General features: G+C 43.8%; 22 protein-coding genes. 13 read left to right on the top strand and 9 right to left on the bottom strand.

Annotated features, from left to right (window positions below; genetic code table 11):
• Window positions 1–7: 7 nt before the first annotated feature.
• The 3 genes from codB to ACHUFI_RS13485 form a co-directional block, all read right to left on the bottom strand.
• A complete protein-coding gene (gene codB / locus ACHUFI_RS13495; RefSeq protein WP_394250177.1) occupies window positions 8–1246 on the bottom strand; it encodes a cytosine permease in 1239 nt (412 codons plus the stop codon).
• A 785-nt stretch (window positions 1247–2031) separates the two neighbouring features.
• Window positions 2032–3255 (bottom strand): HlyD family secretion protein, encoded by a 1224-nt coding sequence (locus ACHUFI_RS13490; RefSeq protein ID WP_394249928.1) that lies wholly within the window; start codon window positions 3253–3255, stop codon window positions 2032–2034.
• Entirely contained in the window at window positions 3249–3590 is a 342-nt protein-coding gene (locus tag ACHUFI_RS13485) for an MFS transporter (protein ID WP_394249926.1), read from the bottom strand. Before ACHUFI_RS13485 ends, ACHUFI_RS13490 begins: the two co-directional genes overlap by 7 nt.
• Before the next feature lie 169 nt (window positions 3591–3759).
• Between ACHUFI_RS13485 and ACHUFI_RS13480 the strand changes: the two genes are divergently transcribed.
• Window positions 3760–4731: an AraC family transcriptional regulator gene (locus ACHUFI_RS13480; protein WP_394250175.1), complete on the top strand. Its 972-nt coding sequence runs from the start codon at window positions 3760–3762 to the stop codon at window positions 4729–4731.
• 15 nt (window positions 4732–4746) lie between these two features.
• On the opposite strand, the gene ACHUFI_RS13475 is transcribed toward ACHUFI_RS13480, so the two are convergent.
• A complete protein-coding gene (locus ACHUFI_RS13475; RefSeq protein WP_394249924.1) occupies window positions 4747–5154 on the bottom strand; it encodes a VOC family protein in 408 nt (135 codons plus the stop codon).
• Window positions 5155–5266: 112 nt separating this feature from the next.
• Here ACHUFI_RS13475 and ACHUFI_RS13470 point away from each other — a divergent pair, with 112 nt between their 5' ends.
• Both ACHUFI_RS13470 and ACHUFI_RS13465 read left to right on the top strand, forming a co-directional pair.
• Window positions 5267–5578, top strand: coding sequence for a putative quinol monooxygenase (locus ACHUFI_RS13470; protein ID WP_394249922.1), 312 nt, complete (start codon window positions 5267–5269; stop codon window positions 5576–5578).
• A gap of 14 nt (window positions 5579–5592) precedes the next feature.
• Window positions 5593–6495, top strand: coding sequence for an NAD(P)-dependent oxidoreductase (locus tag ACHUFI_RS13465; protein WP_394249920.1), 903 nt, complete (start codon window positions 5593–5595; stop codon window positions 6493–6495).
• On the opposite strand, the gene ACHUFI_RS13460 is transcribed toward ACHUFI_RS13465, so the two are convergent.
• Complete coding sequence (locus tag ACHUFI_RS13460; protein ID WP_394249918.1) at window positions 6432–7331, bottom strand: urea transporter; 900 nt, start codon at window positions 7329–7331, stop codon at window positions 6432–6434. The two genes, ACHUFI_RS13465 and ACHUFI_RS13460, sit on opposite strands and share 64 nt — an antisense overlap.
• A 71-nt stretch (window positions 7332–7402) precedes the next feature.
• Entirely contained in the window at window positions 7403–8062 is a 660-nt protein-coding gene (locus tag ACHUFI_RS13455; protein WP_394249916.1) for a pyridoxamine 5'-phosphate oxidase family protein, read from the bottom strand.
• A gap of 94 nt (window positions 8063–8156) precedes the next feature.
• On the opposite strand from ACHUFI_RS13455, the gene pdxR reads away from it, so the two are divergent.
• Entirely contained in the window at window positions 8157–9572 is a 1416-nt protein-coding gene (gene pdxR / locus ACHUFI_RS13450) for a MocR-like pyridoxine biosynthesis transcription factor PdxR (protein ID WP_394249914.1), read from the top strand.
• Between the two features lie 54 nt (window positions 9573–9626).
• Window positions 9627–10385, top strand: coding sequence for a class II glutamine amidotransferase (locus ACHUFI_RS13445; protein WP_394249912.1), 759 nt, complete (start codon window positions 9627–9629; stop codon window positions 10383–10385).
• 61 nt (window positions 10386–10446) lie between these two features.
• On the opposite strand, the gene yjeH is transcribed toward ACHUFI_RS13445, so the two are convergent.
• Window positions 10447–11718 (bottom strand): L-methionine/branched-chain amino acid transporter, encoded by a 1272-nt coding sequence (yjeH, locus tag ACHUFI_RS13440; protein ID WP_394249910.1) that lies wholly within the window; start codon window positions 11716–11718, stop codon window positions 10447–10449.
• Window positions 11719–11951: 233 nt separating this feature from the next.
• Here yjeH and ACHUFI_RS13435 point away from each other — a divergent pair, with 233 nt between their 5' ends.
• The 4 genes from ACHUFI_RS13435 to ACHUFI_RS13420 all read left to right on the top strand — a co-directional run bounded on the left by ACHUFI_RS13435 (window position 11952) and on the right by ACHUFI_RS13420 (window position 14412).
• A complete protein-coding gene (locus tag ACHUFI_RS13435; protein ID WP_394249908.1) occupies window positions 11952–12395 on the top strand; it encodes an Lrp/AsnC family transcriptional regulator in 444 nt (147 codons plus the stop codon).
• Window positions 12396–12400: 5 nt separating this feature from the next.
• Window positions 12401–12778, top strand: a complete 378-nt coding sequence (locus ACHUFI_RS13430) for a nuclear transport factor 2 family protein (protein WP_394249906.1) — start codon at window positions 12401–12403, stop codon at window positions 12776–12778.
• Window positions 12768–13688, top strand: coding sequence for a LysR family transcriptional regulator (locus ACHUFI_RS13425; protein WP_394249905.1), 921 nt, complete (start codon window positions 12768–12770; stop codon window positions 13686–13688). Before ACHUFI_RS13430 ends, ACHUFI_RS13425 begins: the two co-directional genes overlap by 11 nt.
• 109 nt (window positions 13689–13797) lie before the next feature.
• On the top strand, window positions 13798–14412 hold the full coding sequence (locus tag ACHUFI_RS13420; protein ID WP_394249903.1) for a LysE family translocator: 615 nt from the start codon (window positions 13798–13800) through the stop codon (window positions 14410–14412).
• Window positions 14413–14517: 105 nt separating this feature from the next.
• On the opposite strand, the gene ACHUFI_RS13415 is transcribed toward ACHUFI_RS13420, so the two are convergent.
• Window positions 14518–15687, bottom strand: a complete 1170-nt coding sequence (locus ACHUFI_RS13415) for an alpha/beta fold hydrolase (protein ID WP_394249901.1) — start codon at window positions 15685–15687, stop codon at window positions 14518–14520.
• A 39-nt stretch (window positions 15688–15726) separates the two neighbouring features.
• Entirely contained in the window at window positions 15727–15975 is a 249-nt protein-coding gene (locus ACHUFI_RS13410) for a hypothetical protein (protein ID WP_394249899.1), read from the bottom strand.
• A gap of 275 nt (window positions 15976–16250) precedes the next feature.
• Between ACHUFI_RS13410 and hcp the strand changes: the two genes are divergently transcribed.
• The 4 genes from hcp to ACHUFI_RS13390 all read left to right on the top strand — a co-directional run bounded on the left by hcp (window position 16251) and on the right by ACHUFI_RS13390 (window position 21593).
• The gene (gene hcp, locus ACHUFI_RS13405) at window positions 16251–17912 is read left to right on the top strand and encodes a hydroxylamine reductase (RefSeq protein ID WP_394249897.1); all 1662 of its coding nucleotides are present in this window, start codon (window positions 16251–16253) and stop codon (window positions 17910–17912) included.
• A gap of 85 nt (window positions 17913–17997) precedes the next feature.
• Window positions 17998–19044 (top strand): FAD-binding oxidoreductase, encoded by a 1047-nt coding sequence (locus ACHUFI_RS13400; RefSeq protein WP_394249895.1) that lies wholly within the window; start codon window positions 17998–18000, stop codon window positions 19042–19044.
• 472 nt (window positions 19045–19516) lie between these two features.
• The gene (locus tag ACHUFI_RS13395; RefSeq protein ID WP_394249893.1) at window positions 19517–19906 is read left to right on the top strand and encodes a RidA family protein; all 390 of its coding nucleotides are present in this window, start codon (window positions 19517–19519) and stop codon (window positions 19904–19906) included.
• 172 nt (window positions 19907–20078) lie between these two features.
• Window positions 20079–21593, top strand: coding sequence for a sodium:solute symporter family protein (locus ACHUFI_RS13390; RefSeq protein WP_394249891.1), 1515 nt, complete (start codon window positions 20079–20081; stop codon window positions 21591–21593).
• Window positions 21594–21620 lie beyond the last annotated feature (27 nt).

Raw genomic sequence — 21620 nt, 5'->3', positions numbered from 1 at the left:
TGATTCCTTACGCTGGCTGAGTCGCTAGCACTTTTTTATTAATAATTGGGTTCAAGATTAAGTAGCTAATGGCGCCACCAAGAACGGCGTTCAGTGGAACGATTCCTGGTAGGAAGTGGCCTGCACCGACACCTACTGCGACGGCAATAATGCCTGCCCAATTAACTGTTTGGAATTGAACATTTGCAAAATCTTTGTAACGTTTTCGGTTGGCAAAGAAATCCGCGATGATTACGCCACCAATCGGTGGAATGGCTAGAGATAGGAATGTCAGCCATCCAACAAAGTTATTGTAGAGCCACAGGGCGAAAATCGTACCAATTACGCCATTGATAATAGACATGGCAGTACTTGAGCGGCCAGTAATATTTGAGAAGCCAAGGCCTGATGCATACAGTGCATTCTCGTTGGTCGTCCAAATGTTTAGGCCGAGAACAATAATCGCAGGTAACAAGAGGCCTTGCGCAATCATCACGTCTGAAATATCGGCTTGGCCTGTTGCCGCCGCTCCCGCCGCGCCGAATATGAACATTAACGAGTTACCAATGAAGAAAGCCACCATGGTCACCAATACAGCGCTCGCAGGCTTTTTACCAAATCTTACGAAGTCTGCCGTGAGGGTTCCCGCACTAACAAATGAACCGACAACCATGGCTAATGCGACAGAGAAATCCATCGGCGTTTCTGGCTGAATTAATTGAAGTTGTTCTAAGCCACCCACGCTTTCTACGGCGGAAAGAACAGAGTAACCGCCCAGTACTGCAATCGCAGGTACCGCAATCGCAGAAAGTACCATTAGAGCTTTGATGCCAAAGTACACCGTTGCGGTCATTAGCAGGCCGGAGACAATAATAAGAGTGTTGGTATCAATGCCCGTCGCTTTTTGTACGGGAATCGCAAACATTGCCACACCGACACCAAACCAGCCGACTTGAGTACCACCAAGAAGTGCAGAAGGGAGCCATGAGCCTTTAGTACCAAAAGAGAAACGAGCAAGAAGGTGAGTTGAAAGTCCAGTGGAAGAACCGATGTAGCCAAGGAAAGAAGTGTAAATACCTAGAATTAGGTTACCAATGAGAACAGCAAGGAAAAAGTCATTAAAAGAAAGGCCGGTGCCTAGTGAACCGCCGGTCCACATACTTGCAGAGAAGAAAGTGAGTCCAAGCATTACCATCGTAAGTGAAGCGACTCCTTTCCTAGCCGATGTTGGAACCGGCCCAAGACTGTAGTTATTATCCGCAGCCATCATATACCTCCGCAATTGAAATGAATTTTAGTCGTCATTTTTCAGACAAACGTGCGCATTATGGTGATATAAAACAGAGAGTCAATGATAATAATGTTAATAAAACGTTTTAAATCTATGTTTTATTATTATTTGTCTTATTTATCAGCTGTTTATTTTTTTATTTGATTGGTGATTAAATTAAGATTAAACGTTTACTTATATGATTATCTTGTATGCCAGTGTATTTATGAGTGCAAAGTCATCTTAGTCTGTTTTAAATGCATGTCTGTATATTAGAGGGGAGTACTTCGCTTACTTTTATACTGGGAAGGAAAGCAAATGCGGGAAAGGATTTGCTGTTATTTCAAAGCGGTACAATAAATTCACGTTGCGATGCTTTATTTGAAGGTTGATGAGCAAAGGTAACCGAGTAAGTTTAATGCGTTAGGTTTAGATGATAGGAAACGAGATCAAATTCACGAGGGAAGGGCAGGTCGACGGGTAAAAAAAGAGCCAACCGCAAAGGTGCGATTGGCTTATATATAGTGTGAACAAAGATTATTCACTAACAACGTCAGTTGGCTAGGTGACCCTCGGCTTAAGAAGGGTCAATTTGTATAATGCAGCATGCGTGCCAACTTTTCAATCCCAAAAATTGCGGGTTTTCATAGCAATTTGGTGCGTATTTACACGTATTTGCCGATTTTGTTTGCAAAATGCAATTGCAAATTGCGATCTCCACGATAATGCAATGTTGTGCATATTGTTATTAACGGTTTTGTATCGAGTTATACTAACGACCATTAAATCGAATAAAAGAAGTACAACTGCGACTTCATTCGGATAATAATGCCACGGATGACATCAAGGAATGACATAAACCCAATCGGTTTTTCTGCACTGACCCATGCAAGCCCAACGGAGCCCACAGGAATATCATAGCCTTCAGTCTCTTCGATTTTTAATCGAACAAAATGATGTTTGTTTTGAAGGTTTTTGCCTGTCGTGACTCTTACCGAATCGTCCCACCCCATCAAAGAACCCTGCGCCTCGCCTGTTGCTTCGACAATGCCCTCTACTGACGCTGAAAAGATGTGGCCAGGGTAAACGGCTGACGCAAACTCAGCGGTTTGTCCGACTTTCACATTTCGAATCGCTTGGTGGTTTACCCTCATTAGAACGTATTTCTCATGAGTGTACATTTGGATTCTTGGCATCATAGATACACGTTGCCCTTCACGTAAGATGAAGTTGGTCACGAAGCCATCCGTGGGAGCATGGACGTTGGTGCTTGCTAGATCCCATTGTGCCTGTTCAAGTGACGTTTGTGCAGCATCGACGTCGTTAAGCTTGGTTGCTACATTCAATTCAGACTTTTGAATGTTGAGTTTGGCATTCAATGAATCGACTTTTTTCTTTTCAAGCTGAGACTTGAGTGTCTCAATGTTATGAGCCGCTAACTCGACAGTGGCGGTTTGCTTATCAATGTCGCTTTCCGTAATTGTGTTTTTAACAACTCGATTTTGCTCCATGTAGCGTTTTAGTGTTCTTTTCTGTAGCGCTAGGTCCGTATTTGCAGATTTGAGCTTGGCTTTCGCAGTTTGGATATCTTCCAGACTCGATTGATAGCTTACTTTTGCAATTTCCACTTCTTGTTTGGCTGTATCTAGTGCTGCAGAGGCGGAGCTGAGTTTGATCTGTTGCTGCTCGACGGCAATACGATATTTAGTTTCATCAATTTCATAGATGAGCTGACCTTTTGCCACTTGCTGGTTTGGCGATATATGGATTGCATCCACCTTGCCGGTAACTGCCGTTGAATCAGGGCGTAATTGGATATGGGGTGATTGCACCACAGAGCCACCGGATAAATCCATCGGTGTGTAATTGATTAAGCCTACCCAAACAAACATTAACCATGAGGTACCACCTAAGTACGCGAAGCTTTTGGTCGCTTTATTCCAAGGCATACCGACGAGTCTTAGTAGGTAAATGAATAGTGCCCAAACAGCTAAACCTTCTAACATGTTGTTTCCTCTTCGGGTTGAGTCGTTGAATCCATTGATTTTGTAGGACTCTTCCATGTGTCACGAAGGTTGATGACGGCTTTTTCCATATCGACAAAAGCAAGAATGACAGCAATGACCCATACCCAATGCCAGAGGAAGCCTATCCAGGTTAAGGCGGTAATGAGGCCAATCTGGTGGTGGTCTTTACTGTGAGCTTTATTGATCGGCAATTCGTGAAAACGCCAAAATCCATAAGCAGCAGCGGCAATGGTGGCGACTAGTACGATGCCTGCGACTACATGTAATGCTGTATCAGCGCCTGTTCCTACAAATGGAACGCTAAGTAAACTCATTTAATTCCCCCACAGTGGATGATTGGCTGCATTTTGCTGATATCCATTCATATTGGTTGTTTTTGAGCAGATTATCTCGGATGATAATTATTTATGACGTGATCTGTAATTTGAATGCGTGGAAATGATTGTGAATCAGAATGTGAATTTTATTAGAGCACTTGCATTAATGGGTGTTTATCAAAATACGCGGACGGAATATGGTGTAAATGTTGACCAATTTTCTCTTCCGCCAAGCGTGTTTAAGAATTCAATGAACTTGCTCCCGATTAGTGAAATGTGCACTTGGTTGAGAGAGCTAGTGCGCTTAACGCAAGATCCAGATGTGATGCTGAAAATGGCATCGAAAGTTGACTTGGATAAGGTTGGCTCGATTGGGCATTGGTTTTTTTCTGGTCATGACCTCGCTTCCACGATTCGACGTATTAATATGGGGATGAGCTGCCTACAATCTGGGGCGCATTTAACCGGTGCTCAAGTCGGGCATTTAATGAAGTGGAATTATCATAACTCTTCGGTAGATAGTGACGTTAAAGTTCATGACAGTATTCGAGTCGCGGTCTTATTAACTAAAGTGCTAAGACGTTACTTAGGGGATTCTTATGCGCCTACTCGTGTCATGCTCCAAGGGTCTCGTGAGAATCGGAAATTATATGAGCAATATTTCGGTTGTGAAGTGGTTTGGAATCATTCCAAAACGGAGGTGTGGCTGCGATCAAACCTGATGTTGGCATCTAACCAGCAAGAGACGAATTCGAAAACCCAACTTGCGATGGGATTTAGCGATTTAGACGTTTTCATGAACATGCCAAACCCAAATGACCAACATAAAGTCATTTACGAGATGATCAAATACAGCTGTCACTATGGGCTACCGACGTTGGCACGTGTATCAAATTTGCTTGGATTGTCAGAACAACAGTTCCAGCGACGTCTACAGAATTTGGGGATGAACTTTACCACCGTGATGGGTTATGTCCTGAGTAATTCGGCGGTGGATTTAATGCGTCACTCAGTGCTCCTCACTGAAGTCGCCAGTCGGCTTGGTTACACGAATCTAGCGAGCTTCAACCGTATGTTCAAAAAGCATCGGGGGTTGACTCCTAAGCAATACATAGAACGATTCCGCTTGAATGGGTAACCAAGCTCGCCTGTTCTAGCGAATACTTTGTCCGGAAACGGCAGGGTGAAACAGAGGTTGAATGATATTGCCCGCAGGATCTTGGCAATGGAAACTTCGCGCACCATCACTGTGGTCATGTGGTCGATCCAATAGCGGTACGTTGATCGACTGCATGTACTCAAACCATTCTTGCAATTGTTGTTTCGAATCTACGACAAAACCAAAGTGGTCGAGTGTTTGGGCTCTGGCTTCAGTCGGACTGTGCGCTCTGCCTAAGGATAGGTTGTCGTTACCACAGGTCAAATACACGAGATTATCACTCGCTTTCCGCAATACCTGCATTCCCATCACTTCCGTATAGAAATTCAGACATTCATCAAACTCATAAACTTTTAGTGCTAAATGTCTTAATCCGTTGAATGGGCTTGGCCGTTTTATCATTGCAATTGTCCTTGATTGTATTTTATATGGTTAAGTATTGTATACAATTATTGATAAAAAATCGAATTCATGGTGTGCTAAGGGATATCTAGAGATCAAATTAAGGAAAATTATGTTCTGTATTATTGTTAAGAATGTGGTCTTACAAGGAAAGCGAGAGCAGTACTTATCTGTGATGAATGAAAACGCACTCTCTTCAGTGACGAACGAAGCGGGGTGTTTTGTATTTGATGTGTTGCAAGCGCAAGATGACGACCATTGCTTCTATCTTTATGAAATTTATGCCGATGAGGCAGCATTAGCTCAACATAAATTAACCGACCATTACCTTGCGAGTCGCCAGCAAATAGCGGGGCTGGTGGTGGAGCAGTCGGTGATTCGTTGTGATGTCGTAGACCGTAATTCAAAGCACGTTAGTTACTAGTTCGAGGAGTAGTTATGCAGCAAACGATAGGTTTTATTGGGTTAGGGTTAATGGGTAATCCTATGGTAGCGAGGCTTGTTGATGCTGGCTATGACGTTAATGTTTGGGCAAGAACCCCGAGCAAATCATCATTTGTGGTTAGTAAAGGGGCGGTGCTTAAAACCTCCCTTGAAGAACTTGTGACATCATCAGATGTTTTGATGTTGTGCGTATCCGACACCAGTGCTGTAGAAGCGGTCGTGCTTGGGGAGAGTGGTGTACTAGAAGCAATTAAAAATGCTCAATCATCTAGAACTAAAGTCATCATGGATTTCTCGAGCATCTCGCCTAAATCGACAGTTTCAATGGCGAAAAAATTGTATGAAGAAACCGATATTCAGTGGGTTGATAATCCCGTTTCTGGCGGAGTGGCAGGTGCTGAAAAGGGTTCATTGGCGATCATGTGTGGTGGGAATGAATCCACCATTGAAGCTTTGATGCCCATCTATCAAGTGCTTGGTGATAATGTGACTCGAATGGGAGAGGTCGGTTCGGGGCAAGTGACTAAAATTGGAAACCAAATGCTGGTGAGTTGCAATGTGTTGGTCATGGCGGAAGTCTATGCGCTGGCCGAGAAATCAGGCGTCGATTCAACTCAGATAGCTAGCGCATTAAGTGGAGGTTTCGCTGATTCACTGCCTTTACAAATCACAGGTCCTAGAATGGCTGAAAGGGATTATGAGCCAGTGAAATGGCATGTGAAAACCCTTCTTAAAGATTTAGATATGGCTAAGCAGTTAGCATTTGAAGAGCAAGCCTCTACGCCAATGGCTGCACTGGCGGCAGAATTGATGAGAGTTCATGGTAACCAAGGCTATTTGGATTCGGATCCATGTACATTAATGGAACAGTATTTACCGAGCACACCGGAAAAATAAACCATCAACCAAGCGCTTAAAATAAATGGGGCTGTAAGCGGAAGCAGCTGCAGCCCATGAAATACATAAGTGATCACGCAGCTAGTCATCCCACCTAATATCACTAGGCCCCAATGCATATTTTTGTAGTGCAGCAAGGCCAGCGTAACCAATACCACGTTATACCCATACAAGCCTCGTTCGACTAACGCTTGCTCCACGCCTAAGTAAGAATTAACCCCGGTTGTAACGAGTAATGCTCCAATGACCCAAAGCGCATGTATTGGCTTGTACATTGCCATTGCCACGAGAATGAGCAAACCCGATAGTTCATTATTAATAAATGCTACCTGACTGATGCCTATTAAAAGAACGGCAAGCTCGTTTGGAATGTGCAACCACAGATGTTGGTCTGTTGAAGCGGAACTGGCATCAATATCTAACAGAGATAACAAGGCGAAAATCAGCCATGTTGTTGTGATAAATGCACTGGTATAGCCTTTGTATTTTTTAAAACTAAATACGATTTTTGCTATAGGTACCGTAAGCGCAGCACCTACAACGGTAACTAGCCACAGCCCAAGATTAAGTTCGTAGAAACTTCCTATGAAGAGCGCGACAAGTGCACCATTCAGCGCATATAAGCCTTGGTCGATATCTGTTTGAGGCTTGCGTGTTAACTGAGCAATAAAGTGACTGGTGAGCGCACCGATGACCGTTAGGATAAGCAAAGTAATTGATTCAACGGCAATGGCGCACAAAATGAAAAACGAAGTGAGTAATGAAGGTGAAAAATAGACTTGCCCGATGCCGTTGAGCAAGCCATAAACTTGTAAGGTGTGTTTTCCTAACATCATTTCATGCATAAATCCGTGTTTATTCTTATCTAGATTGTATACAACTCGATGATTTTGAAAATAGCTAAATGTTAATTTTGATACCAGCGTTCACCATAAGCTTGCTGATAGTCGGGTTCGTTCAATGTATCTGACAAATCGCTTGTCGGTTCGAGTGGGCCAACAACCGTTCTATACGGAAGCACCCCAGCCCATACAGGAATATCCAAGTCTGCCGCATCGTCGTTTACCCCGTGCCTACCAATTTTTACGGAAGCTTCAGTGAGCGGTATGGCGAGCAACTCTGTCGCGGCGAGTTCTTTCTCATTACTCAGTCTTACTTCACCCGTTCGCCCTGGTGCGATTTGTTCGATAAAGATATTCAAGAGTCGGTCTTTTTCAGCGTTGTCTTCGATTACCTCAAAAGAGCCAAATACCACGGCCGAACGATAATGGGCGCTATGGTGGAACGCCGATCTTGCGAGCACCCAACCATCAAACAAAGTGAAGGTTAAACAGGTTTTAGCGCCATTTTTTAAGCTACGCAGCAATCGACTATTTCGAGCTCCATGAATATAAACATTATCTTCAACGCGCCATGCCAACATAGGTATCACCACTGGGCCTGATTCTTCGTTAATGGCTACATGGGCAATTAAGCTTTCGTCGATGATTTGGTGAAGCTTCTCTGTTTCGAAAACCGCTTTTCGCGTGCCTTTTTTAATTTCAGTTCTTTTTGTGCTCGATAACATATCGTGTCCCCCATGATTCGTTTGCCTTTTCGCTAATGTATGAATTAAGTGGTATCTTGAATAGAGCCAGTTTTAACAAGTGGATGGATCCAGATTGCAGCCGATAGACATTGGAGATTTTGTTTTAGACAAAGCAAAACCAAGCCGACAAAGTGCCATTTTTCATGGGGTTAGAGAGCGAATTATAGAAGGCTTGTGGCCGAAAGGTGGAAAGTTACCGTCAACCAGAAAGTTTGCGTCGGGCCTTGGGGTGAGCCGAAATACGGTGATTTTGGCATACGAGCAGTTAGTCGCAGAGGGGTATATCACGAGCGTTAAAAGCTCGGGTTACTATGTTTCAGTTGATCTTCCGGAGCACTATTTAGCGCAGGTGCCTTCTCAAACCAGAGAGCCTTATGCTCCCACAGTAGAACCCAACATCAATAAAGCCTTCGCTCCTGGAGTGCCCGATCTCAGTTTATTCCCCTATGCCAAGTGGCAAAGGTTATTACAACGACATGTATCTAGAGATTTCATTGCAGGGAATCGCAGTGTTCAGGGCGACAGTAACCTAAGACATGCGATTAGCGACTATCTTTCCAGTAGTCGCTCTGTAGTGTGTACTCCTTCTCGGATCATCATCACTTCTGGTGCTCAGCAGGCGATGATCATTGCGCTGATGTCGGTACTGAAACCGAGCGATCAGGTCTTAATGGAAAACCCTGGCTACGCTCAGATGCGTAAGTCATTGAACTTGCTAAATATGCAGTTAGAGCCATTGATCGTTCAAGAAAAATCAGGCCCTTCTATTGCTGATATTACTTCCAGCGAAGCTCAGGCTTTGTATTTGACACCTAGTAACCAATATCCGATGGGCACGACCCTTAATACAGAACAGAGACTCAACATTATAGAGTGGGCGCATCAAAACAAACGTTGGGTGATTGAAGATGATTATGATAGTGAATTCCAGTTCGCGCATCGGCCATATACGAGCATGCAGGGGCTGGCGGGGAAAATAGGGCATGATGACCGTGTGCTGTATGTTGGGTCGTTCAGTAAGGTCATGTTTAACGGTTTACGGCTTGGTTATTTAGTCGTACCGGAGGGTTTGGTACCTCGATGTTTGGAAATTAAAGATGCCCTTAGTGGAGATTCACCATCTCACACTCAGGCTGCTTTAGCGGACTTTATATTGGAAGGGGATTTGCTCAGGCATATTCGCAAAATGCGCCGAACATACAAAATGAAGTATAACGCAATGATTGAGGCCATTGAGCGAACATTTGACGGTCGAGTGCAGGTTATCAGTCAACCTGCCGGGCTGCATGTTACTGTAAAGTGGGAGGAAGGAATAAGAGAAGAACTATGGTGTGAAAGAGCACTCGAGCTAGGAATTATTATTCGTCCTCTGGCTTACTATGAAAACCGCAAGGGCGATCGAAGCTGGCATGGCGCTGTGCTTGGTTTTGGTAATGTTCCCTTGGAAGATATTGATAGGTTAATAAATAAGCTTGCTACTGTTTTTTGAACGTGCTTTATTTGAACATGTTTTAGTGGTTCACGCCGGTCATTAGGAGGATGTATGTGTCGTTGGTTAGCCTATCAAGGAACCTCAATTTACATGGATGAACTGGTTTATAAACCAGAACACTCCCTTGTGCATCAAAGTCTCGAGGCGAGAAAAGCGGTGACGAAAGTGAACGCTGATGGGTTTGGTTTGGGTTGGTATACTGACAGGGACACCCCTGGGCAATTTCATGAAGTGCTACCGGCCTGGGGAGATGAAAATCTTCGCTCCTTGACGCATCATATTCAATCTCATCGCTTTATGGCGCATGTCCGCTCTTCCACTGGAACGCAAGTCTCTCGCTCTAACTGCCACCCTTTTATCATTCGTAATTGGATGTTTTTGCATAATGGCCAGATTGGTGAATTCGACAAGATTAAGTTTGAGTTGGAGCGCAGATTACCTGAAGAATTGTATCTGCAAAAGCGAGGTTCAACGGACAGCGAACTGATCTTTTTATTGATGCTAAAAAATGGCTTAGAGACACAACCGCTGGAAGCGATTCGAGTCACGCTAAACGAGGTAGCGGATTTACTGAATAAAAAAGGATGTGAAGAGCCCTTCAAAGCGTCGATTTGTCTCTCGGATGGCAATCAGTTTTGGGTGGTGCGCTACAGTACCGACGATTGCCCAACAACGGTCTTTTACCAAAAGAAAGGAGACGATCTTGCGTTTGCATCCGAGCCGCTTTCTTCGAAAAATGGGTGGAAAACTCTACCACCTCAAACCTTACTGAACGTTCGAAATGCTGAAATGACCTATTTTGAGTTGTAGAGCAGCCCTATATCTCGATGAAAAGTATGGCGCGCTAAGTACGCGCCATAGAACCGTCCCTCTATAATTCTTTAGAAACGCGTGCTTTTTTCTCTTTGTTGAGCCAGCTTTTCCATGGCAAACATAGCGCCACAAACACACCGACCGCATATATCATTGACCAGCCTAGGCACATGAAAACGAGAGTACAAAGGACAAGTGAAATAGCTGCAAGTTTTTTGGTGAACCCGGAAAGCAATTTAAATGCGGCGAGCATCGCCAATAAGTAAATAAGGACGAAAATACCATTGGCAAGTTTAAGGAAAAACTCAAGGTCTAAACCCGAATACTCACCAATGACGCAGGAGACGATAACCACGGCACCGATTGAAAAAGTCGCATAATGAGGGACGCCCTGTGTCGATAGTCGAGCCATTTTGCTTTCTGGCTTATGTTCCCTCGCTTGCGCCCACAACATTCTTGATAAGCTTTGCGTGTATAAATTTAAACTCGCGAAACAAGCAAAGAACCCAAGCATACTGATGGCGACTTTAAAGCTACTACCAAAAAGTTGTTCTGATATCCAAGGGATGGACGCTGAATCGAATTGTGCAGAACCGTACGCTTGCATCTTCAATATCACGACAGAACATGCCCAATAGGTCGCGCCTGCGACAAAACAGCCAATCACGATCGCAATAGGAAAGTCACGTTGAGGGTTTTTGAACTCTTCACCCATGTGAGCGAATGCTTCAATCCCCACAAAGCACCAAAACATGACGCCTAACGCAAGACCAATAGACCATAGTGAATCAGAGGTCAGGGTCGGCATCGCTATGTCGGCGCTGCCGATACCTCCTTTCCACAGAAACGCGGCAATTAACCCGAAGATGGATATGGCAATTACACTTTGTAATCGCCCTGAAGATTTACTTCCCATTAGGTTGACGACAATGAGCAAGGCAACAGTGAATAACTGGGCCACTAATGGCGAGTTAAGACCCGTTGGTAACAATTGTTGAGCAAACCCTCCTGCCAATGCAACCGCTGCAGGAACCCCTACAGGGATCACGCTCAAAAACAGCCAAGCAACACTGGTCTCAAGTTTAGAGCCAAAGGCTTGGCGGACAAAATAGGCGGTTCCGCCAGCATTGGGGTAGCGCTTACCTAAAGCCGCGAAGGTCAGAGCGATTGGGCAAATTGCGATGAACAATATGAGCCACGCCCACAAAGAGAATTGACCAGCAATGCCAGCGGCAATCGCTGGGATCATAAATAAGCCAGTCCCCAATAGGGTGGTTGAAAGCTGTCCGATGCCAGATAGCAGGGTAATTTCTTGTTTTAATTGCGTCATTTGCCTTCCGTAGCCGAGTGATTTTCTTTTCTTATGATTTACGAGAATAGCGCGATGTTTGTATGATTACAGCTAGCAATTTGTCGCAATCAAATGTCATTTTGACGGAATCTTGTGGGCTTACACGTGAAATTGTCGCTATTAGGGGCGGATTAATGGTTTTTGTTGAATGAAAACTGTGTCAAATTGCTTATTGATAAATGAAAAAACACAGTTGGATAGTGGAAACGAATATGGATAAATTTGACGAGCAGATCTTAGCAATATTGCAAACAAACGCGCGCAGTTCAGTTAGCGACATTGCTAGAGATGTAAACCTATCTCGCTCGGCAGTAACCGCAAGAATCAAGAAGTTAGAAAACGATAAAGTGATTCTTGGGTATCACACGCAAATTGCTCGCTCAGAAGGTGAAACCAACGTATGCGCTTATTTGGCTTTGAAGTTCGATATGTCGAGCTCTACGCATAATTGCGAATCTTATGCGAGCGATATTCAATCGATTGATGGAGTGAAATGGTGTCATGCCATTAGTGGTGAGACTGACATGATGCTCTACTTGGAAGTCGCAAGTATGGCGAGGCTGAATCAAATTAGGGATGAGATTCAAGCTTACCCAGACCTACGTCACTTGATGACCCACACCGTACTCAATGAGTTTTTTAACACAACGCGATAGAAGTCATGACAGCAAAAGAGACAGTACTTGCCTATTGGCAAGCAATGGAAGGAAATGACTTTTACCTTGCGGCAGAGTGGTTAAGTCATGACTGTGAAGTACATTGGCCTCAATCTAAAGAAATCATTACGGGGCGAGAAAATTTTGGGCACGTAAACTCTGAATACCCAGCGCAAGGTCAGTGGACCTTTCAGATTAACAGCATCGTCAGTGATGGTAATGAAGTGGTCACCCGCGTCACTGTCTCGGACGGAACCCAAACGGATACCGCCATCACTTTTCATACCGTAGAGAACGGGCTCATTACCAAGCAGATTGAGTACTGGCCAGACAGCTTTCCTGCTCCAGAGTGGCGTAAACCTTGGGTCACGTATGCTGAATAACATCAACCTTAACTTATTACGTTCGCTCCACGTACTCTTGGAAGAGTGCCATGTAAGCCGCTCGGCGCAGCGTCTGAACATCACTCAGTCTGCAGTCAGTCGCCAACTCGCGCAGTTACGAGAACTATGCAGTGATCCCATTCTTGTTCGAGATGGTAACCAGTTGATTCCCACCCCAAGAGCATTGCAGCTAAAAGAAAAGCTGGATGATTTGTTGGGTGAATTTGATCACCTCCTAGACGATAAGCCTTTTGAGCCGGCGGATTGGAAAGGGGAGTTAATATTGGCCTCTAGCGATTATGTGGCTCAGTATATTCTACCGGACATTGCGCTTCGTATTTCTAAGCAAGCGCCTCAAATCGATCTTGCTTATCGGTTATGGCAACCGAATTTCCTCAACTGTTTGAACGATACGGGCATCCACTTAGCTTCAACCATGCTGCCGAGCAAGCCGACTCAAGTTTCAAGCTTGAAGCTAGGAGAAGATAAGTCGGTGTGTGTGATGAGAAAATCTCACCCGTTAGCGAGCAAAAGATCCATATCCGTTAATGAGTTGGTGAACTACGCCCACATCAAAGTGACCGGTGGTGGAGATAAAGACTCACATGCTGATATCGCCTTGAAAGCGCTTGGGCATGAGCGAAGAGTGGCGTTAAAAGTGCCGTTTTTCTCTGCTGCTTGTAACGCGCTTTCCCAAAGTGACTATTTGATGATCGTCCCTGAACATATCGCGATTAACTTGGCGCATCATATAGATCTTGAGTATCGTAATTTGCCTTTCGATACGGAAAGCCACCTTTATTGGCTAATGTGGCACCCAAAATATGATAATGATTCGGCTCACCGCTGGGTTAGGAATCTGGTTTTTTCGAGCATGCGAGAATCTAGTTATTCTATAGGTATGATTTAAAATCATACCCTTGATGAAAAACTTTGATTTCAAATAATATCTTTGAGTTGTTACTGTCTTTGTATCAAACAAAGAGGTCGAAACCTCACGGATATAACAAGGATTCATAATGACATTTACGATTTGGCTGTCTCTTTTAGCCATTTGCTTATTAGGGGCTATGTCTCCAGGGCCGAGTTTAGCGATGATCGCCAAACACAGCCTAGCTGGTGGCAGAATGAATGGTCTGGTTGCAGCTTGGGCGCATGCAATGGGAATTGGTGTGTATGCGTTTGTTACCATTATTGGCTTAGCAGTCGTACTCGAGCAATCACCATTATTGTTCAAAGGCATCAGCTATGCAGGGGCGGGTTATTTGGCTTACTTAGGCTATAACGCGCTTCGTTCGAAAGGTGGAGTTGCGGCGAAACTCGAATCTGGCGAACGAATGAGCTATTGGCAGTCAGCAAGAGAGGCGTTTTTGCTATCCTTGTTGAGCCCTAAAATTGCTCTGTTCTTCATCGCATTATTTAGTCAATTTGTGGCGTTAGGCAACGAGTTAACCAATCAAGTGATTATTGTAGCGACACCTCTAGTTGTCGACGGTTTATGGTACACGTTTATCACTCTGATTCTATCTAGCCCACTGGTCGTTGAACGTATCCGTTCTAAGGCACAGTTGATCGACCGTCTTTCAGGGATAGTACTGATATTGCTTGCAGTTCGAGTTGTCGTGACGGTGTAACGATGTTGGTGTGATTGATGAATGCGACATTCGCCCTTGCAGTATTGGTCTGCAAGGGCGAATTCATATCTGGGTGATTGATATTGTCAGTGACAGCTTAGAGTTTTAATGGGTGGCGCCTAAGACGCCATCGAGTGCAAGCATGCTTTCTTTGAAATAAGGGTTATAGGTAAGCCTTGCATGGACTTTTCCTGCTTCTTGGTAGCCCCAAGATGAGTACCATACCGATTCCCCAGCTTGGCAGCGTTGTTCAAGTTCACTGCCTTGTCCATTACTGCATATTCTTTCCCGTCCGTTAATCCCGTAGTTGGGATTATCTGGTGAAAACAACAGTCCCATATGTGATCCGTTAGAAATACGCTGCTTGGAGAGTTTCATCGAAAATGCCGTACTTCTCGGATCATCAATGCTGGATTCACCTTGCCAAATTAAAGCGTTACTTGGGTTGGTTAGAGTATGCTTGAATTGGTCAGCGACGTATTGGGTATCAATGACACTGTCGCCTTCACTCATCATGATAAAAACTGGTTTCTCGTAATTGGCTTTGCCCAGATCCTCTCGTACGACTTCTGAGGTCTGATAATAGACCGCCGCACCATTCATCGGTAACGAGTTATATCTCAAGTAATTATCTTCCGGGTCTTGATCTGCCCATGTAATAAAATGGCTGGCGAACTCCGCGTATTGAACCGCTGGTGAGTTGGGTTGAAAGGCTGGGGAAAACAAAAGTAACCCTGAGATTGACGGATCATTGATTGCTTGCGAGGTCGCCAAGTTTGCCCCCGTAGAATAGCCGCCAAGCCAGACCGAATCATATTCTTTTTGTAGCAATTTGGTGTGGTGGTCTACGACGGTTTGCCAATCGGTTAGGTTAGGAAGCATTAAGTCTCCCACTTTACTGCCATGGCCAGGAAGTAGAATTGTTCTGACTAAAAAACCTTGTTGCTGTAAATGTTCAGCAACATCGATAAAGGAGTAGGGTGAATCTCCAAGCCCGTGAACCAATAAAACGGCTTGCCCGTTAGGATGTTTGGGTTTGTATTCTGTTGGCGAGTTCGCATCAAGTTCCAGCGTTTCATCTTCGCTGATGAAAACACGGTTTTCTTTGAGCCAGGTTCGTGTGTCTTTTGCATATTCTTCAAAGGACGCTTGTTGATAATTCGGGAGTGAACTTGATTGCTCGTAGGCTGGCGCGACGATGTCTGCTGAGCATCCAAGCAACGCTGTGGTTAGCAGCGTTGCGGATACCACGGTGAGGGAGATAACGTACTTCATATGCGGTTTTAGTTAGGTTGTGTGTGCAATCTAGTGGAATTATTTCTTGTTAGACAAGTCTTCGAACTCACCCTCAATCGTGTTCGAGTTAGCGCTGTTCGTATATTGACTTTGATTGAATTGCCCACCAGCGTAGTGAGCTGTGTAGCCTTGCTGCTTCATTTTATTTTGAATGCGTTTACCTGTGATAAGTGCTGCGATTGCAAGTGGAATGGCTAGCACTAAGCTTGTTACTAGCGCCATGAAACCAGCAATTAAGGCAAATACTGTCACAAATATATTCTTCATATTCTTTCCTCTTTTCATTTGTCTTGACTATAACAACCACAATATGAATCAAACATGAACAATGTTGATATATTCCCTTGTGTCAATAGGACACGCATGTGTGGATATGAAAAGTGGTTTTGTAGTCATATACACATGATCAAAATAGGGTTAATAATTAAAACTCTTATAAATCAGTTATTTAAAAGTTGGCACGGTTGATGCTCTAGGGTGAGCGGATATAAATCTTCGTAAGCAAAGAACTTACGAATACATAATTATTACTGGAGCCCAATATGTTCTGTATTCAATGTGAACAAACCATTCAAACCCCAACCGTAAAAGGCTGTTCTTTCACACAAGGTATGTGTGGTAAGACATCAGAAGTATCAGACCTTCAAGACGTGTTGGTGCATTCTCTTCAAGGTGTTTCCTTTTGGGCTAGTTTGGGCCGCGAATGTGGTGTTATCGACTCTGCAGTTGATGAGTGGGCACCAAAAGCATTCTTCGCAACGCTGACGAACGTAAACTTCGATGCAGCTCGTATCATCGAATTCGCACAACAATCTCATCAATACAAAGAAAAACTTGAGCAACAAGTTCGTGCTGCTGCGCTTATCACTGGTTTTGAAATTCCTGAACTATCAGCTGCTGCTCAGTTTGACCTGCCAACAGATCCTGAAGCTTTGATTGCACTTGCGCCTCAAGCTGCTGTGAACCGTGGCCACGATTCTCAACACGAAGACGTGATTGGATTGCGCTTACTTTGTCTATACGGATTAAAAGGTGCAGCAGCGTACATGGAACATGCACGCGTTCTTGGTCAAACTGACGTAGAGATCCAAGGCGAATACCACGAAATCATGGCGTTCTTAGGCACAGATCCAACGGATCTAAAACAGCTGCTAGATACTTCAATGCAGATTGGTCTGATGAACTACAAAGTCATGGAAATGCTTGATAAAGGTGAGACAGATACTTTTGGTCACCCTGAACCAACGTCAGTAAACGTTAAGACAGTGAAAGGCCACTGTATTCTCGTGTCTGGACATGATTTACATGACTTAGAGAAAATCCTTCAGCAAACAGAAGGCAAAGGCATTAACGTCTACACCAATGGTGAAATGCTACCTGCCCATGGCTACCCTGAATTGAAGAAGTACCCTCATTTAGTCGGTAACTATGGTAGCGCTTGGCAAAATCAACAGAAAGAATTTGCTAACTTCCCTGGTGCGATTGTCATGACGTCGAACTGTCTACTAAACCCAGATATTGGTCAATATCGTGATCGTCTATTTACTCGTAGCATCGTGGGCTGGCCGGGTGTTGTTCATGTCGAAGGCGATGACTTCAGTGAAGTCATTGATTGTGCTCTAGCGCAACCAGGCTTCCAGCATGATGAAATTGAACAAATGATCACTGTAGGTTTTGGTCGTAATGCACTTATGGCTGCAGCACCAGCAGTCATCGACCAAGTCAAAGAAGGCAACATCAAGCACTTCTTCCTAGTCGGTGGTTGTGATGGTGATAAAGCAGAGCGTAGCTACTACACAGACTTTACCGCTCAAGCGCCAGAAGATTCACTTATTCTAACGCTAGCGTGTGGTAAATTCCGTTTCAACAAGAACCAATTTGGTGACATCAACGGTATTCCACGTCTATTAGATGTGGGTCAATGTAATGATGCTTACTCTGCGATTCAATTAGCGTTAGCACTGTCTCAAGAGTTTGATTGTGGCATTAACGAATTACCGCTGACGTTAGTTCTGTCTTGGTTTGAGCAAAAGGCGATTGTGATTCTTCTTACGTTGTTTGCATTGGGCGTGAAAGGGATTTACACAGGTCCTACAGCACCTGCGTTCTTGACTGATAACCTACTGAAAATCATTCAAGATGAGTTTGATATGCGCGCTATCTCTACTCCTGAGAAAGATCTTAAAGACATTCTAGCGGCTTAATTTGTAGTCGTATAAAGCCTCAGCCAATGCTGAGGCTTTTGTGTATTTATATTTTTTACTACTGAATAAGAAGAGGTCACAGGTTATGCAGGCATGGTCTGAAAGTGATTCTATTGAACTGGTATGTTTAAAGAAGTGGCATGAAACGGAAGATACGGTCAGCTTAGAGCTAGGTTGTGTGAATCAAGAGCTGAATTTTGATTTTAAGCCGGGGCAGTTTATTACGCTGGGGCTCAATATGCCGCAGAAGCTAGATTATCGTGCGTACTCTATTAGCTCTGGACCTAATGACAGCACTTTAAAGCTAACGATAAAACGAGTAGAAGGCGGTTTAGTCTCTAACTTTATTGTTGATGAATTGGATGAAGGTGATGAGTTAGCGGTATTGAAGCCAGCGGGTGCCTTTAACTGTGTTGATTGCACACCATCTAGTTCGAAGAAAGTGACGCTTGTTAGCGCAGGGTGTGGCATTACCCCTGTGATGGCGATGGTAAAGTATTGGTTGTCATTCGATAGCGGAATTGAAATCGACTTTATTCATATGGCTAAAGATAGGCAGCAGACCATTTATTACCAAGAGCTACTTCAGTTAGATGAGCAGCATGCCAATTTTAATTTGCGCTTATTATTGAAAGACAATACTGATACGAATGCTCCTCAAGGTCGGTTGGATAAAAACTGGCTACTAAAACTTAGCCCAGACATTCAAGATCGCACGGTGTATTTGTGTGGTCCGGTTGGCTTCATGCAAGATGTTGAAAGCTATCTAAAAGAAATTGATTTCGATATGGCGAACTTTTATCAAGAAAGTTTTACGCCAAAAGCATTAACTGATGAGCCGACTGTTGAAGTGGCGACTGAGTCATCAGAAGTGAATGTGTTTGTGCCTAGCTTTGGCGTAGAGCTTGAAGCCGACAAAGGCAGCCCGTTGATTGATGCGTTGGAGAAAGGTGGTGTTCCAGTTATCGCTGCGTGTCGAAGTGGTATTTGTGGTTCATGCAAATGCAAAGTCACCAAAGGAACGGTGAACTCGACCAGCACTGAAACACTGAGCCCAGACGATATTGAGCAAGGTTATGTATTAGCTTGCTCAAGTACGATTGAATCAGATGTGGAAATTGCGCTGAACTAGTTATCTATTATTTTTATAAAAAGCCGTCCAATTTAGGGCGGTTTTTTTGTATCTGAAATAGCGGTTTTACCAAAATAGGTTCTGTCTGGGCGTAAATAGGTGGACGAGGATCTCAGTTTTAGGTAGTTACTATCACGTTTATGGTAGGCTTTAACCTTTTGCTATATTCAACTAACAAATTATAAGATACTGATATTTAATGTTAAAAATCTTTGGTTTGTTATTTTGTGTAGGAAACTATCACACAGATTGGAGTTAAATGTGTGTTTTGTCACTGTATATAATAGGGGCAATTGTAAGATGTACTCATGCTTTAAAGATAAACAAATAGTTCGATTTTTGATTCTCAGGTTATGGACAAAATGAGATGAAAATACACCAATCGAACTTGGTAAACGGACGATCGGTAACCCTCATAAGATCGATAACATCCGTTCAGTTTGATAAATAAGTTTTAGTTGGAGTACAAACCATGATTAAGCGTTACGGAGTAGAAGGCGGAACAGGTACAGGTGGTCAACATTTACCATTTGCACGAGCAACTGAAGCGGGAGGCTTCTTGTATGTGTCTGGACAAACGCCTATGACAGATGGCGAAGTGGTAGAAGGCGGCATTATCGATCAATCGCGCTTAGCCATTCAAAACTGTGTCGATATCATGAATGAAGCTGGCTACGACCTTGAAGATGTTATTCATGTAAAAGTCGTGCTTACAGATTCTCGTTATTTCCAATCATTTAATAAAGTATTCAAAGAATTCTTTGGTGCCAACCCTCCAGCTCGTATATGCATGGTGTGTGATTTAGTTGTCGATGTAAAAGTTGAAGTTGACGTAACTTGTTACAAAGAATCTCGCAGATAACAGTCACAGATAAATATACCTTGAGTATTGAGCGGTAATTATCCCTGTTATTATTTCTCGATACTCTCTCCCTACAAAAAAAACGAATTAATATTTATAAAGTCTATTTCAATTATATAAATATAAGAAATGGGTTCAGGATTGAATTCTAAATATCACTGAGAGGTGTGTAATGAATAGTACGCTTTTTCTGACAGGTTTCGGCTTGTATGTGTGTTTTTTAATTTGGTTGGGGTGGTTTGTATCCCGCAATCAAAAATCAGGTGAAGACTTTCTATTAGGTGGCCGCGGTTTACCTCTGTTTCTTGTGTTAGGCACAACGGTAGCGACCATGGTTGGCACGGGCTCAAGTATGGGCGCAGTGGGCTTTGGTTACGCTAATGGTTGGGCTGGCGCGTTGTACGGCATTGGTGGTGCGATTGGTATTTTATTACTCGCGCTATGGTTTGCTCCTGTCAGAAAGCTAAACTTTATGACAATGAGTGAAGAGCTTTCCTATTATGTAGGCGCGAACCGCATTGTTAAAAATGTCGTTGGTTTATTGATATTTATCGCTTCAATCGGTTGGTTAGGCGCGCATATTCTTGGCGGTGGCATGTACTTAGCTTGGATTGCAGATATCGATCTTAACCTTGCTAAAGTCATCATTGCGGCAGCATTTACAATATACGTCGTGATTGGCGGTTATACCGCGGTGGTTTGGACCGATACGATTCAAGCTATTATTTTGTTCGCTGGCTTCATTTTAATGGCGGTGCTATCTGTCCAACACATTGGTGGAATGGATAATCTTTACGCGGCGATGGACCCTGCAGCTACAAGCTTTTTAGCAATCGATAAACTGGGTATTGTGCCTGCAATTTCATTAGCAGTAGTAATCGGTGTTGGTGTTCTGGCTACTCCATCTTTCCGTCAGCGTATCTACTCAGGTAAAGATGTATCGACTATCCGCCGCTCTTTCGTAGCGTCAGGTGTATTGTACTTGTTCTTCTCAATTATCCCAGCAATCATCGGTATGGCGGCGCATGCGATTGACCCGACGTTAGACAACCCTAACTTCTCGTTCCCATACATTGCGGCAACCGTATTACCAGTAGGTGTGGGTATGATTGTTCTTATCGCTGGCCTATCTGCAACAATGTCGAGCGCGAGTTCCGATGCGATTGCTGGTGTTTCCATTTTACTGCGTGACGTTTACGTGATGTTTACTGGCCGCGTACCAAATAAAGAGTCAATGCTGAACTACTCTCGCTTAGCTTTGGTTGTGGTCATTGGTTTCGCACTACTGTTTGCACTGACGTCTAACGATATCATTGGCTACATCACTAAGATGATCTCTACGGTTATGTCAGGCATGTTTGTATGCGGTATGTTAGGTAAGTTCTGGAGCCGTTATAACTGGCAAGGCGCTATTGCAACACTAGTAGGTGCATCGGTAGCTTCGTTTGCGGTGATGCTAAGCCCTGACCTAACAGCATTCTGGGGCAACCCGGTCATCCCGTCTTGTCTGTTTGCACTTACTGCCGGTGTTTTAGTTAGCCTATGTACACCTGCAAACGAAGTGACTCCAGAAATGGCACAAGCAATTCTTGATGATGAGCGTGCTCTGATGGAAATGGAACTTTCTGAGACAGGCGTATTAGAAGAAGACACTTCAACAGCACGCCCTGCTTCGCAAACAAACTAGTTAATCAAAATTTCCTCCTTCACTCAT

Source organism: Vibrio profundi (genome assembly GCF_043642225.1).
In the GTDB taxonomy this organism is placed as follows: Bacteria; Pseudomonadota; Gammaproteobacteria; order Enterobacterales; family Vibrionaceae; genus Vibrio; species Vibrio profundi_A.
Note: the sequence above shows the minus strand (reverse complement) of the source record. Positions and strands in the feature narration are given on the sequence as shown.